At 56.4% G+C, this 15702-nt stretch carries 7 protein-coding genes; 2 read left to right on the top strand and 5 right to left on the bottom strand.

Annotated elements, in window-relative coordinates:
• Positions 1 to 43: 43 nt before the first annotated feature.
• Entirely contained in the window at positions 44 to 2053 is a 2010-nt protein-coding gene (locus tag RISK_RS09155) for an alkaline phosphatase D family protein (protein ID WP_083434864.1), read from the bottom strand.
• 1080 nt (positions 2054 to 3133) lie between these two features.
• Here RISK_RS09155 and RISK_RS09145 point away from each other — a divergent pair.
• Positions 3134 to 3676, top strand: a complete 543-nt coding sequence (locus tag RISK_RS09145; RefSeq protein WP_047813957.1) for an AAA family ATPase — start codon at positions 3134 to 3136, stop codon at positions 3674 to 3676.
• Positions 3677 to 3952: 276 nt separating this feature from the next.
• Here the strand turns inward: RISK_RS09145 and RISK_RS09140 are convergent, their stop codons facing one another.
• The 4 genes from RISK_RS09140 to RISK_RS09125 form a co-directional block, all read right to left on the bottom strand.
• Positions 3953 to 8578 carry a DUF6797 domain-containing protein gene (locus RISK_RS09140; protein WP_083434863.1) on the bottom strand — a complete coding sequence of 1542 codons (4626 nt, stop codon included), beginning with the start codon at positions 8576 to 8578 and terminating at the stop codon, positions 3953 to 3955.
• A gap of 81 nt (positions 8579 to 8659) precedes the next feature.
• Positions 8660 to 8854, bottom strand: coding sequence for a hypothetical protein (locus tag RISK_RS09135; RefSeq protein ID WP_047813956.1), 195 nt, complete (start codon positions 8852 to 8854; stop codon positions 8660 to 8662).
• Positions 8855 to 8916: 62 nt separating this feature from the next.
• Positions 8917 to 11334, bottom strand: a complete 2418-nt coding sequence (ppsA, locus tag RISK_RS09130; protein ID WP_047813955.1) for a phosphoenolpyruvate synthase — start codon at positions 11332 to 11334, stop codon at positions 8917 to 8919.
• Positions 11335 to 11497: 163 nt separating this feature from the next.
• On the bottom strand, positions 11498 to 14668 hold the full coding sequence (locus RISK_RS09125) for a S9 family peptidase (protein WP_047813954.1): 3171 nt from the start codon (positions 14666 to 14668) through the stop codon (positions 11498 to 11500).
• Between the two features lie 266 nt (positions 14669 to 14934).
• Between RISK_RS09125 and RISK_RS09120 the strand changes: the two genes are divergently transcribed.
• Positions 14935 to 15522, top strand: a complete 588-nt coding sequence (locus RISK_RS09120; RefSeq protein WP_047813953.1) for a peroxiredoxin-like family protein — start codon at positions 14935 to 14937, stop codon at positions 15520 to 15522.
• Positions 15523 to 15702 lie beyond the last annotated feature (180 nt).

Raw genomic sequence — 15702 nt, 5'->3', positions numbered from 1 at the left:
GCAGCAGTCACTCGTTGACCAGCCGCACCCAGCGACCGTTCGATCATTTGGTTTCAGCGGGCATCTCACCTTGCCAGATCGAGACCTCGTCGATCCACCCGTCGAAGTTTCGACCGGCACCGACGCGATGCCCGCCAATGATCAGTCCTCCGAATTCGGAAGCCGGACCGGGAACTGGCAGCGGATGCTTGGCGATCTGTTTGTCGTTCAGAGTCAGCGTGAGCGAACTGGAATCGAAAGCCAGGACGACATGATTCCAACGGCCCAAGAGAGCTTCGCGATCAACCAAGGCGTCGAAACCGCCTTGCGCCTTGGCGGCCGGAGCCGCCCCGATTTCGGTAGCGGGCTGCAACGTGTGTGTGAACAATTGCAGGTTCACCTTGCTGGCGTCCTCCGAAGACCGCATTCCTAGCGAGAGATGCCAGGCTGATTTTGCGGACTCGGTTCCCTCCGCCGTGCTTTCCAACAAAAAGTGTCGTTCCGAGGTGCCGTGTGCTGGAAGGCTGGTTGGTTTGAACCACAGCGACACGGTGTGATGGTTCGAGTTGTCATCCAAGAAACTTCGTGGCACACGAGCAAACTGTTCACGAGAACGATCCAGCTTCAACGCACCACCGGAGACGCCTCCGTCAGTGACCACCAGGGCGTCGTTCACGGCAACCGCATCAACGCGGTCGCCGAGAACGGATTGGTTTTTCAAGTCGCCATCGAATGACCAGTGGGCTCTCAACCCAGAATCCGGTTTGGATGAATCAACTGCAGTCAATGATGCAAGCGGGAGTTTGACTTGGCGGTTCACGACGCCATCCGGTTGGCGGAACTCAGCCGTCAACGTTGGTTCTGCTTGTGTCCCGTCCGCGGTCAAGGTGAGAAACTGCCAACCTTCGACCAGCGACCATTCCAACGACGGGTGAAAGACATCCAACTCGGTGATCGTGCGTTTGTGCCCCGGCGAGATGACAAAGTCATGCAGGTCATACCCAACTCGCTGTGGATGGATCAAATGCCGGGCCACGTGGATGTCGCCTCCTAGCAGCACGACACCGCCAATGTTTTCGTTCTTGACCACGTCCAGCAACGCATCCCGTTCGTACCAGTAGGTGAACATGTCATCGGTTTCGAAGTTCTTCTTGTCCTCCCAAATCGCACCGAAGGCCAGCACTTTGAAGGGAGCCTTGGACTCACGCAAACCTGTTAGCAACCATTCCCATTGCTCGGCACCGAAACACGTTGGCTGCGTTGGATCGACGGGAGAAGGCTCGGTTTGCGAGAAGTAGCGTGGATCGAGAAAGAACACCTCGATCATGCCCAGGTCGACACGATGGTAAACGCCTTCCTTGCCATTGCCGAACTGCGAATGAGCCCGATAGTTGACGAACCCCCGGCGTGTGTCGACTTTGCCCTCCATCAAATTGTGGCCATTGCCATTGTTGAGTCCAAAGTCGTGATCGTCCCAAGTGCCCACGACCGGTGTGTTGGCAGCCAACTCCGCCAAATCAGGCATCTGCAAAAATTCGCGGTGTCTTGTTCGCACCTTTTTCAGATCAGTGCTGTCGATGTAGGGCGTGTCGCCCATCAGGCACACGGTGTCGAGATCCAGTCCCTGCATTTCTTTCCAAATGCCATTGGGTTCAATATCGACGCAGGAAACAAAGCCCACGGAAACGCGATTTCCATGGCGAGCCGGATTGGCAGTTCGAAAGGCATGCTGCTCATCCGCCTCAATCAATGTCTCTCCCGTTTTCGTGTTCGTGATTTGGTAGTGGTACCGAGTGTCTGGTCTTAGGTTGGAGATTGAAAACTTGGCCACAAAGTCATCTTCCTGGCGACCGATCGAATCCACTGCTTGAACCACATCGCCATCCAACAAAACCGACAATCGCAACGGTTGCTCGGACTCACCCACGCGATACAGAAAATTCGCAGAAGTGCTTTCGACAGCTCCGACGAGCGGCCCAACCACATCGTTGGCTTTCGCCGTGTCGCAAGTCGCGAGCGAAGCCAGGCAAAACGAACCGAGTAATAAGAATGGATGAAGTTTTGTGAGGTTCATGATGGTCAGAGGCGGGGAGCGTTTTTGGGAGGGGAACATGCCGAGGAGAGGCATTCGGTCGCACACGGATTGTATTCCAGACGATTGGCATCATTTCACTTGGAATTGACAAGGCAATTCATCGATCGAAGTGTTGGCTGCGAACGTTTAGAAGGTGCCGGTTCGACAATGGAAATGTTGACACACAGGACGACACGCGTCTATTGGTTGGGATCAGCTCGTGCCGCAAGAAGGAATTGAGCCCTGCGTGCCATCTCGACCCGCGTGCAAGCAACGAGTTGCGTCAGGTGCTCATGGAAGGCCTGCGTCTGAGTTTTGATATTGCGATTTTTCCTCCAATGGCCAACGGCCTTGTTCAACATAGCCAGGGGCGTCGCCCCTGGAGCAGAAAAACACGCCCCCATTTTGGCCAACGGCCAAACTCAATTTAAAATGTGTGGGTTGATGTTGGCCGTTGGCCAACCAATTTCGCTTCCTTCTCGATCCCTGGGGCGATGCCCCAGGCTACGATGACGAAGACCGTTGGCCAACAAACCGGAATGCAAAAGCGCAACTTCAGATCGCACGGGGGCGCGAACCAGATGGCTGCAAACAACTGTCGTCGCTCCGCGACTTGGTGACACGTGTGTCATCGGCGTATGTCCTTGGGTTGAAAACCCAAGGCTATCGGCTTCCGTCGCTCCGCGACTGGTTATGCACATTGCAAATTGATTCTTGCTGATCTCACCTCCAACGCGAGGCCACAAAGCACTATGCGATTTGCATTGTACAATTTGCGCTTTGCAATCGTCTTTGGGCGGGTGCATTCATGGAAACTCGACGCGTCACGGGCCTGTTGATTGAATCCTAACCCGAAGCGTGAGCGAGGGACTGCATGCCATTGCAACGCGCCGGTGGGTCCCTCGTTCACGCGTCGGGTTATGAAATCGAATCAATCAACGAGCCGGTGAGCGAGGAACAAACGCACTCCACCCCTGTCTCGGCAACGCTTCGTGCTTCAAAATCTTTCAAGCAACCTTGCTTGTTACGCCGCGGCACTGACTTTCCTACTTCGCCCTTGCCTGGACTGATCCTCTTTTTATGTCGACGCATTCACTTCACATCGTCACGGGTGCGGCCGGCGTTGGCAAAAGCACGTTTGGAAAAGCGTTGGCAACTAAGTTGGCGGCCTGTTTGCTGGACAGCGACACGGTGACGGAGCCCGTTGTACGCGCGGGATTGAAAGCGGCGGGGATGGATCACACTGACCGGGACAGTCCTGAGTACAAGCGGTTGTTTCGTGACGCGGTGTACGAATGCCTGTTCGATACCGCAGCGGAAAACCTCTCGCACGTGAGCGTGGTGATTGTTGGTCCGTTCACGCGAGAGCTGAGGAATGTTGATTGGCCGGAACAGCTTCGCGATCGCTTGGATGTCGCGCCAACCATTTGGTACCTGACGTGTGATGATGAAGTGCGACGTCAAAGGATCCAGCTTCGAGGCAACCCGAGAGACCAAGCCAAATTGGTCGATTGGAATCAACACGTTCGCGATGCACCGCCCGCCGTGCCCGCATTTGAGGTCAAACGCGTCGATACAAGCCAGTCGGGTGAAGAGGATTGCATTCCGTCAAATGGATCGTGATTTTGATGAGGGCGGAGATGGAAGCTGGGGGGCTGCGAAGAAGATTGCACTGTGGTTTCGGCTAGCAGGTCGGCAGGAGTGATCAAGCACAACCATGTGAGCCGTTTGGGCGTTAGCCCCGGTTGTGCGTGAAAACCGTGGCTAACGCCAGCGGCTCACATACCCGATGACACCTGCGTACCTGCTTAGCAGTGGAATACCGACGCGTGAGCGAGGAAGCACCCCAATTGATTTGTGCCTCGCTGACGATTCAGTTTCTCGTGAGCCGGAGGACAGTCACTCCACAATCATTTCTCCGTTCATCACCATCCAGTGGCCTGGGAATGTGCAGAGGAAGGGATAGCGGCCCGGTTGCGAGGGGGCTCGGAAGTGGACGGTTTGGGACTCGCCTGGGCCAACCACGTCGGTGGCAACCAGAACGTCTTCCGTGTCGGGGATGTAGTGGCGAGCGAAGGCCTCGGGATCGGCGATCAATTGGTTGGCCAGCTCACCAACCTCTTGCAGCGCCCCTGGACGCACCAACGCCCAGTTGTGCGGCACGACATCTGGATTCACCAAGGTGAACGCCAACGGCTCGCCGGCTTTCACTCGAATGATTTTGGTTTGGTAGGTCAGGTTCGTTCCCGTCTTCAGTTCGATGGCTTTGGCATTCGGAATCGGTTTTCTCCACGGGTTGGGAACACGAATCGCATTCAACGCCAAATCGCTCAGGATAGGATGCGCGGCAATGGTCTTTTCCACCGATCGGTAGCCGGGAAAGTCTTGAAACGCAGCGTCCAGGGAATGAACGGTGACAAACAAGTCGTGGCCAAATTCAGTGGGCCCACTGACCACGTGCTGGTCGTCCTCGTTGACGTGCAAACGCAGATGCAATTGATTGACGGGTTGCAGGTCAGGGATTTCCAAGAACACGGTCCGGGAATCGGACAAGACGTGCGCTGACGTGATCGCCACCGGATCATGCCCGGCAACGCCGGGGTGCATGGGAGAGTACTCCGGCGATCCATACGCTCCGCTGTAACGGTAATTCCAAGACTGTGCGAAATGGCTTTGCACGTTGGCGGCAATGCTTGGGTCAACCGGTTCCGCGAATGTGATTCGCACGCCATTTTCGTGAACGTGAAAACCGGTTGGAACTTGAAAAGTCTGCCCGGTCCAGCGGACTCGTTGAAAACTGCCCTCCTCCGGCACATAGGCTCCCCATCCTTGCGATCCGGACACATACAGTTGTTGGTCGGCGGGTGAGAACCGACCGCGGTGAGCTCCCGAGAGAAAATCACCGGCCATGGGAACCACGGCACCTTGCACTTGGCCGTCCACTTCGTCCTGCAACACGGTGAACCAGGTCCCCGTTCCAAACGAAAGGTGCAACAACTGTTCTTGCAGAGGCCCCCACACGCCCGGTGGCACAACCGCTTGCCCACCGCTGGAGTTGTCCATGCCACGTGGCAGATACACGAGCGGCAACGACGGCGGTTCGTTTCCTTGCGGACCGCGGTACCCGTAATGCGGTGGTGTCTGCCCCGCCGACTCATCGAATGAACTGGGCACGGCACAGATCATCGATGCGGGGGTCCATCCACCTTCACTGCAGGGGACCGTGACGGTTCCATCTGAAAAAATGCCCAGCCCATCGGGATTGCGAAAGCCAGTGGCAATGACATCTGCTTGGTCGCCATCCGGCGAAATCCGCAGCAGCCCTTGGTTGCCGGAGGCCGTGTAGAAATTCCCCTGGTCATCGCGTTGCAACCCACAAATGAAATCGTGCCCGGCGGGAGAGGTTTGAAAGGCGTTGCTGAAACACTCATAGAAATCCGCTTCGCCGTCCCCATTGAGGTCCGTCAAACGTGTCAACTGGTCGCGACACTGCACATAGATCCCATCGTTGGCAACCACCAGCCCCAACGGTTGATGCAATCCGGATGCAAAACGTCGCCAAGTTGCCACGGCCGGTTGATCCCCCGGGGCTTGCAGTCCGCTGACTTTCCACACGTCACCCTGCATTGTGCAGACCAGCGCACTGCCGTCGGGCAAAAAATCATGACCGCTACAAAACAGCAACGCCTTCCACGGGTTGTCATGAGGCAACTCAATCGTGTCGAGCGCAAAGGGCTGGCCCGAGCCCGGAACGATCTGCGTCCCGATTGTTTGTGGCCACTGTGCTGGGCCGCCTGCCAACGCGTCGCGCAACGGATGTTCGCTGGCGGGCATTCGGTCGATAACCAACTGCCCATTTTTCATCCGCGGTGAGTCCAGGTATTCGGTCTCGCCAATGCGGTACAAGAACACCACACGATTGCCATGTCGATAGAACCCGTGGTACTCAAAAGGCTCTTTCGGCGTCTCTGTCGATGGAACCGGAATTGGTTTGCCTTGCATCTTCAGTCCGCTGACAAATCCATGGCGGACGGACGAGGTCGTCACGAAGCCACCTTCCCAGGCCGCTGCATAGCTCAACGTGTCAGGGTCGAAGCAAACCGAGTGTTCACCGGGGCTGTCCAACTGCACACAAACACCTCGCGGAACGGTCTTTCCATCGCCACGAAACACGCCCGCCAACACCGATCCTTGGACCGTCTGCTGCCACCCGTCGCTGGCCCAGGTTTCCTCCGTTTGGTTTCCCCAGTGACCGTGTTGCCCACCATCGAGCCCTGGATAAGGCGACAGCAACATCGGCAAGGAATCCTGTTTCCGAAAATGCTCCGCTTGCTTGGTGTAAAAGTCGTAGATGCGGTCACGGTTCACCTGGTGTTTTGCATGTTGCCAACGTTCTGGGCTGACTGGTTCGAGGGTATACGGGAATGACACCGGACCATGAGATTGCGATTGAGCCAAAACGTGCATCAGTTCGCTGGGCAGTGGTCGCTTGTCGTTGGTGACTTCCGCCAAAAAGCGAATCAGATCCCGTTGTTGTTCACGCGTCATTGCCGCCGCCAAGCCCGCGGGCATCGGTGTGCCGCTTGCGATCTCATCGACGATGTTATCTGCGTCGATCACCGTTTCCTTGCCCGAGGCTGGATCTCGTAGTGTCACGGACTCCTCGTCCGACTGCGTCCTGTACCCCGTGAGAACCTGCCCTTCTTCTGTCAAAACCTTCCAGTTCACGTACTCCGGAGCGATCTCGCGATCGGGCCACAACACGGATTCAACCAAGTGTGACAGTTCGCGTGGCTTCTCCATCGCGGACAGTCTGGGCCCGACCGTTCCGCCATGGGAACCGACCTCGTGACACGACAGACACGCGGTTTGCGCACTGGCAAACACACGTGCTCCCCGCACCGCATCGCCCTGCTGCATCGCTTCGCTGACCAACGCCTCCACAAGCTTGGGATCATAGGGAAGCACTGCCGTCGGAGGCGTGCTGGCCTCGGAATCCGCTTCGGCAGCAGGCTGGTCGGCACGCATTGATTTACCAACAAAGCGAATTTTGCCGCTCTCCCCGTCGACCTTCCAAACTCCGAGCGTGTCATCCTCCACCGAAACCTTCTCAACGTCAGACGAAGAGATCGGGCGAACGCCGCGGGAGACACGTACCCAATCGATCACGCCGTTGAACTGGAAGGATCGCTGGACCAAACGACCAATCCCGAGCCCGCCATCGATGCCTCGGCCGCGCGGGGGGGAAATGCGTTGATCCGCCACCTGTTTGCCATCGACAAACAGACGCACCCGAGCAGGCTCATAGATCATCGAAAACGTGTGAGGTTTGCCATCGGTGACCACCGCTTCACTGCGAACATGGTCCGGTTGCCGGCCCGGCAGGTAAGCCGTCAGCGTGCCGCTGTTTGCCATGCTGAACAGTTCCCAGTGATTGGCCGACCGCTTGGCATCACTGCTGACCAGGATGTTGTAGCCATCCGCGGACTTCAATGTCGCCCGACATTCCACCGTGATTGGCGGTTGGCGATAGTTTGGCGAGCCCGGAAACAAACCGCTGGTGCCCGGCGTGATAGGTTGAGCCGACTCAGCACGGACGGACGCGGGCGGTACCGGTGTCTTCGGCTTTGCACCGCCGCTGCCCGGTTGCTTCATTTCATCACGAATCCATCGCAGCCCCTCAATGTTCTCCAGCAGAGATTCCTTGGCATCCAGTTCCGGGCGATGATCGAGGATGCCGATTGGTCCCTGGTATCCGCTCTCCGCCACGACGCGAATCATGTCCTGTTCATGCTTGCCTTTGCTGATGCCCAGAATCTTTGGATTCGCGCCGTCATTCATCCCGTTCAAATTCAAGCAATGCAGGTACGGCCGCATCAACGCAAATGATTTCGACCAATCATCAATGTGTTCGTGGCCGTGGTGCCAGTTGTACGTGATGCCGACGTGCTCAAATCCCCGATCCCGCAGTGCACGACAGATGCCGACCAGATTCTCAGGCTCGCCGGGCCAGCCGCCGTGATTGTAGAGCGACAACTTGCATCCCAGACGCTGGGTTTCCTGAGCCGCCGACACCATTTGCTCGGCAGCTTGTTGGATCTTTTCCTCCTGCGTGCCTTCGCGTGGATTGGGCGGCATCATCCAGATCTGCGGATGCAGATCGTGCTTCTCAAACAACCGATAGGCTTCGGGATGCCCGCCCCAAAAGGCAAAGAATTCGATGCCGTGTTTGCGGTACTCCAGAATCTCCTGCTCGAAGCTCGCCACATGTTCCGCTCGCCAATCGTAGGCGCAGCGACGGATGCCCAGATCGACCAGCATCTGAGCGCGTTCCGCGGGACTTCGCTTCGCCGCGTCGAAGGGGACGATGCACCACGCCACCAAGTTGTCCTGTTTTAGAACGCCGGGCGATGCGTTTTCAGACGATATCGCCTCAGGCGAGGTTGCATCAGGCGACTGGGCGAACAAGGGAACCGCTAGCGCAACGAACAACGCTAGCATCGAACGACAAATCAAGGCGGGCATGGAGAGTGCTTCAGGAGGGAGTGCGTTCAACACGATTCAAACCAGAACGTGGAACTATCGAGGCAGGAAGGGCCTAGTATATCAGCCGCTTCGCCGCATGCGTGGGCGGCCAATGGCTGTCTCCCACGCCACTTCGCGGCGGGACGAAGTCAGCAAAAATGGCAAGCACAAGAACGCAACAACCATCGCGTCGGATTCCACACCGCCCGCAAAGGTCGCCTGACAGCCCCCCGCAAAGACCAACCAAAAACACCTGTGTGCGATGAGCGAAGACATGTGATCCTCGAGAGCGTTGTTCAGGGAACACTGCTCATCGCACACGGACCGTGACTGCGTTCTCAGTTCGAAAGTCGGTCTTCCATTTCTGCGATTCTGACCGTCGTTTTCAACACGGCGTCGGGGTTCAGCGAGATGCTGTCGATGCCTTGCTCGACCAGGAACTCGGCAAACTCGGGGTAGTCACTGGGACCTTGCCCGCAAATGCCAATTTTGCGTCCCATTCGCTTCGCGGTTTCAATCGCCGATTGAATGGTCGCCATCACGGCAGGGTCGCGTTCATTGAAGATGTGAGCCACGATTTCGGAATCGCGATCGACCCCCAGTGTCAATTGAGTCAGGTCATTCGATCCGATGGAAAAGCCATCAAAGATTTCTGCGAAGGCCTCGGCCTGAATCACGTTGCTTGGAATTTCACACATCACGTAGATCTCCAACCCGTTTTTGCCACGTTCAAGTCCCTGCTCAGCCATCACTTCCTGAACGCGTTTGCCTTCCTCCACGGTGCGGCAAAACGGAATCATCAGTTTGACGTTCGTCAGCCCCATTTCATCGCGGACCTTTGTCATCGCTCGGCACTCCAGGGTGAATGCGTCACGGTACCGTTCGTTGTAGTAACGCGATGCACCACGGAAACCAAGCATCGGGTTTTCTTCGATCGGTTCAAACTGTCGCCCACCAACGAGATTGGCGTACTCGTTGGTTTTGAAATCGCTCATTCGAACGATCACGTCTTTGGGATAGAATGCCGCGGCGATCATCCCCACACCTTCGGCGAGCCGATCGACAAAGAATTGAGGTTTGTCGACATAGGCAGCTGTCAGGCGTTCGATTTCGGTGCGAGCCGCGGTGTCATCGAGTTGGTCAAATTTCAGCAGTGCCAGCGGGTGCACCTTGATGTGATTGTTGATGATGAATTCCATCCGTGCCAAGCCAACTCCATCGTTTGGAATGAAGGAGAGAGAGAACGCCTCGTCGGGATTTGCCAAGATCATCATGACCTTGGTTTGGGGGCGTTTGCGTTGATCCAGCTGAGTCTCTTCCACATCGAACGGAACCAAGCCGTCGTAAACAACGCCTGTGTCTCCTTCCGCACACGACACCGTGACCTCCTGCCCATCGTGCAGCAATTCGGTGCCGCGAAGGGTCCCAACAATGGCGGGCAAGCCAAGTTCCCGACTGACGATCGCAGCATGGCAGGTCCGGCCACCACGATTGGTCACGATCCCCGCCGCCTTCTTCATGATCGGCTCCCAATCGGGGTCCGTCTTTTCGGTCACCAGCACCTCGCCGTCTTGAAACTCAGCCAGGCCACTGGCATCCGCAATCACTCGAACCTTGCCCTGGCCGATGCGTGATCCCACCGCACCGCCGCTGACGATGGCAGTTCCATTGCCTCGCAATCGGTAGGTTTCCAACGTCAACTTCGACCGTTGCGACTGGACGGTTTCCGGTCTCGCCTGGACGATGAACAATTGGCCTGTGTTTCCGTCCTTGGCCCATTCCATGTCCATTGGACACGGCTGTCCCTTCTTCTCGCTGTAGTGGTCTTCGATTTGGCAGGCCCAGCGTGCCAACGTCAGGATATCGTCGTCGCTGACGGCGAATCGCGTGCGATCTTCGAGGGAAACCGGGACGTTCTTGGTGAGCTTGCTGCCGCCGATGTCATAGACCATCTTGATTTCTTTGGAGCCAACCGCCTTCTTCAAAATGGGCCGACTTCCCGTTCGCAGCGTCGGTTTGAAAACGTAATATTCGTCTGGGTTGACAGCACCCTGCACCACGTTTTCCCCCAGCCCGTAGGCGGCATTGATCAGCACTGCGTCGCGAAAACCGCTCTCGGTATCAAGCGAAAACATCACGCCGGACGTTCCAATGTCTGAGCGAACCATGACCTGCACACCCACCGACAAAGCGATTTGGTGATGGTCGAAACCTTTGTCGACTCGATAAGAGATCGCACGATCAGTGAACAGCGACGCAAAGCATCGCCGACAAGCGTCCAGGAGCGCCGTTTCACCTCGGACATTCAAGTAGGTTTCTTGCTGTCCAGCGAAACTGGCGTCTGGCAAGTCTTCCGCCGTGGCACTGCTTCGAACCGCAACATCCAGCGGTACGCCCCGTTCAGCGCTGAGCTGACGATAGGCTTCGCAAATCGCAGTCTTGAAGTCGTTGGGGAACTCGGTGCTCAAGATCAGCTCGCGGACTTGATGCCCACGTTGCCGAAGGTTTCCAATGTCACCGGAATCCAAATCCGCCAGAACCTGGGAGATTTTCTCGTCCAAACCGGACACACGCAGAAAATTTCGATAAGCCGCCGCCGTGGTTGCAAACCCATTCGGAATCTGAACACCATGCGGCGTCAGTTCTCTAAACATCTCTCCCAGCGAAGCGTTCTTGCCACCCACGCTCGGAACATCCTCGATCCCGATTTGGTCAAACCAACGGACAAGATCAACGGCAGATGCGATAGCGGACATCGAAGTCTCCTGGTGACAGATTGATTCAAGCGTTGATCCATCCCTAGGCAAAGGATGTACCAACGCTGGAATCTGCACCAAGCGAGCGAAAACTGAGCGAAGTCGCACAGCATCCGAGTTTTGTCACGGTCATTGTGACCACTTCTGCGATCCGACGTTGACCTCACTCCTCGATCGGTTCCAGCAGATCCAGTCCAAATCGTTTGCCCTTGTCGACGGCGGGCACACCGACCGCCATCCATTCAGGTTCGGGGGCATCTTTGAGATAGTGGTCAAAGAACTGCTGCATCCGAATCGCGAAGTCACGACGGTTGTGTTCGCCCATCACCCAGTGTGGGTCGCCGTTGTAATTCAGCATCCAGGCTGGTTTTTCCAAACGTCGCAGTGCGACAAACAATTCGATTCCCTGGTACCACGGCACTGCACCGTCCTCGTCGTTGTGCAGAATCAACAACGGGGTGTTGATTTTGTCGGCAAAGAAGATCGGCGAGTTCGCGATGTACTTCTCACGTGCTGACCACAGGTCTTCGCCGATCCGGCTTTGAGTCCGCTCGTACTGGAACATCCGACTCATGCCGCTGCTCCAGCGAATTCCGCCGTAGGCACTGGTCATGTTGCTGACCGGAGCCCCCGACTCGGCACAGGCAAAACGATCGGTTTGGGTGACCAAGTACGCTGTTTGGTAGCCTCCCCAACTGTGTCCCTGCATTCCGATTCGGTCTTCGTCCACGAAGCCTTTCGCGACCACGTGATCGACACCCGGAAGAATCGAATTGACAGCACTCTGCCCGGGCTCGCCTGTCTTGTAGGGAATGTCCGGAATGAAGACGAGGTAGCCGCGACTGACATAGAAGCTGAAACAGATGATCGAGCGACTCGGTGCCGGTTGGGAATAGCTGTGCAGACTGTCTGATTTGCGTTCATAAAAGTAGACCAGCATCGGGTACTTCTTGGACGGATCGAAATCGTCGGGCTTCATCAGAATCCCGTCGAGCTGTTGACCATCCTGGGCTTTCCAGTGCGTCAGTTCAGCGGTGCCCCAGGAGTACTCGTCTTGCTGTGGGTTGGCGTCGCTGACGCGCTCGATCTTTTCAAAGCCGAGCGTGCTGGTCCAAAGATCGGGGAATCGCCTGAACGTGCTGCGGGTGAATACAACCTGATCACTGTCCTTGGCCTTCCTCAGCCCCGACAAATTCTCGTCCAACATGATCAATGGACGCAGAGCGTCTTCCTTTGCATCTTGATTCTTGCCAGGCAGATCCAGCCTGTAGAAGCCGCTTGCTTTGGTATCGAGACGAAAGGCACTGAGTAGCATCGTTTGGGACGGATCGATCGCACGTTGCTTGGGATCGAGTCGGAGAGAACGCAGCCGAAGATCGCTTTTCCGACCCTCGCCCGACGTGATGCAGACAGGTTTTGTTTTGCCGGTTGGATCCAGTTGCCAAATGTCGTGCGAGTCATAAATCAGGAACGCTTGATCGTTGTCCAACCATCCAGCGGTTCCGTACGACGACGGCAACGTGGGCCGATCGTCCAGTTCGTTGTAAAGAGGGTGTTTGATCCCCTTGCTGATTTCAATCGGTTTGGCGTCCTTCCCCTTGGTCGCTTTCGCGAACCACTTGCCATTTTCGGCGTCGAACCAAACGATGAATTTTCCTTGAGGTGAGATTGCGGCATCCCATCGGACCTTTTCCAAAATCCGATCACGACGTCCCGAGTTCAGATGGACCAGGTAGACGTCCTGAAAACCGGGGACCTCCCATGAAAGAGTCTTCTGATAGCGAACGTTGGTGTTTGCCACCGCGATGTTGGAAGGCGATCGCAGGTCAACTCGAACGGACGGGAGCTCACTGTCCTCCAGTTGAACGACACGGTCTGTCTTCAGCACGTACGCCGCGCGGTAGCGACGATTGCGTTCCCGCTCTGCCTCAAGTAGTTGTTGCGGTTGCAGTTTTGGATCCTGCCAGTGCCAGACATCCAGCTTGGCTTTCTCGTCGGAATCTTTCTCGACTTCTCGCCCCTCTGCTTTCGCGATGCGTTGCTTCTCAACCGCTTCGGGAATCGGAGTGGTCGAGAAATACAATCGCCGGTCGTCCTCCGAAAAACTCAGACTGGACTGCGACGCGACCCACCATCCAACAGGAAGCCCGGCGTCGCCTTCGGCAACCAAACGTTTGGCCTTCTTAGAATCCGCCGTCCATTGGTAAACAGCCCAAGACGGCGACTTGGCGTCATAGTCTTCTTGGTTGCTGAGGAAGGCGAGTCGTGAACCGTCTTCATTGAATGCCAGATTCTTGTATTCGCCGACATCGCTGGCGATCGTTCGCTGTTTCAACGATTCCAACTCGATCACATGCACACCATCGATGGGGCGGCCGTCGTTCTTGTGCCCCTTTGCCTTGTGTTCTTTCTCTTGGGTGTCATCTTCCTTTTTCGAATCAGACGACTTGCCCGACTCCGGCGTGTCGACTGATGTCACGAATGCCAAACGCTTGCCGTCTTTCGAGAACCGAAACGAACGCACCAACGGAAACGTCCGCAGGACTTCCGAGTCGAGGTGGATCAACTTCAAGTCCGTTCCGAGCGGTTTGTCCTTTTTGTCGTTGGTGTCTTTTTCCTCGTCCGGTTCCTCTTTGGATTGGGAGCTCTTTTCGTCCGGTTTCGATTCACTCGCTTTGATCACGGACTCAATGCGTCCTCGTTGGCGAGCCACTTCTTCCCGGCTCTTCAGTTTCAACTTCTTTGCTGGACGCTGCAGACCTTCCGGTGTGACTTCGTAGACTTCGCGTTCACCGCTCTTCTTCTTGAGCTCATCGGGTGTGGATGCCTTTTCCATCAAGCAAGCCAGCCAGTCGCTGTTCTCTTCCGGCAATCCAAACGAGCGGACGCCTGTCAGTGTTCGCAGTTCACCGGAGTTCAGTTCGAGGATTTGCAGGACTGGCTGCGGCATCTCTTCAGGTGGCTTCTTTTGCTTCCGCAGTTCCTTCACCTTCTTCTTCGCTGGCGTGATGCGGTAAATCACGAAGCGGTCGTCTCGAGTGAAGCGTGCTCCCGTGCCTCGCTCGACGACATACTCTTGGCCCGTCTTGGCATGTTGAATGTGCAACGTGCCTTCGCCGTCGATTTCACCGCTTTGCACGGTGTACACGATCCACTCTCCATCGTTGGAAATGCTCGTCCCTGAGAGGGTGTTCCAGACGTCGTAGTCACTGTGTTCGAGCCCCCGCCGCGTGATGTCTTGCGAATGGAGGCTGTCACCGCCAACGAGAACGGCGACAGTCAGCGCCAGCGTTTGAATGCCAACACGGCGTCCAAAATCAAAAACAGAAATCATGAAAGGGGTCCCAGGAAGCAAAGTGAACCGAGAGCCCAAGGATAGTCGCGTTCTGAAAAGATGGAAACTTCCGCCCGCCGCGAGGGGGTGCCTGTGGGAAAACACATTCGGCAGCACACTTTCGCGTAGAATGCGAGGCGACAAGTGCCCCCGCGATGGCTCGGTGCAACGGCCGCTCGGTTCCGGTGCTCCTCTGGCGGGCTGGACTGAGCGACGAACATCCCCAATCTGAATCTCTTTCGTCTCGTCGCCCAAAAGGACACCCCATGCAAAATCGTCGCTCAATCATCGGTCTGGTGCTGACTCTCGCGTTCGTCGCATTGTCTTCCACCGCCCAAGCTCAAGGTCGCCGGCAAGCCAAACCAGGAAAAGAGCCACCTCACCCACCCAAGGTTGGTGAAGTCGCCCCTGACTTTGAGTTGATGAATCAGGATGGCGAGGCCATTTCGCTGAAGTCGCTGACAGCCAAGTCACCCGTTGTGATGCTGGTTTTGCGTGGTTGGACCGGCAAGCAATGCCCGTTGTGCAATCGCCAAGTGGGCGAGTTCTTGAGCAAGCAGTCCGCTCTGTCGGGTGCTCAAGTGGTGCTGATCTATCCTGGACCTGCTGAAATGCTCGGTGAGCACGCGAAAGAATTCCAAGGCAACAAGTCGTTCCCGTCGAACTATCACTTTGTGCTGGACCCTGACTTCAAGTTCACCAACGCTTGGGGACTTCGCTGGGACGCTCCACGCGAAACCGCCTACCCATCGACGTTCGTGGTGGGCCAAGACCAAAAGATTGTCTTTGGAAAGACGGTTGTCTCGCACGGTGACCGGGCGGATGTCGCCACGGTTGTCGCGAATCTCCCCTGAGTTCGATATCAGACAACGTTGGCCAATCCAACGCTAGCGAAGCCGAAGGAGCCTTCCGGTGACCCACCGAAAGGCTCCGCTCGTTTCGCTCCATCAATTTCTGTTCGAACAGTTGTTTCGCGGTGCACGGTCGATCAGAGTGGTCCACACAACCTCCAAAATCTTTTTGGCGATGATGGA

The sequence above is a fragment of the Rhodopirellula islandica genome (assembly GCF_001027925.1).
GTDB classification, from domain to species: Bacteria; Planctomycetota; Planctomycetia; order Pirellulales; family Pirellulaceae; genus Rhodopirellula; species Rhodopirellula islandica.
Note: the sequence above shows the minus strand (reverse complement) of the source record. Positions and strands in the feature narration are given on the sequence as shown.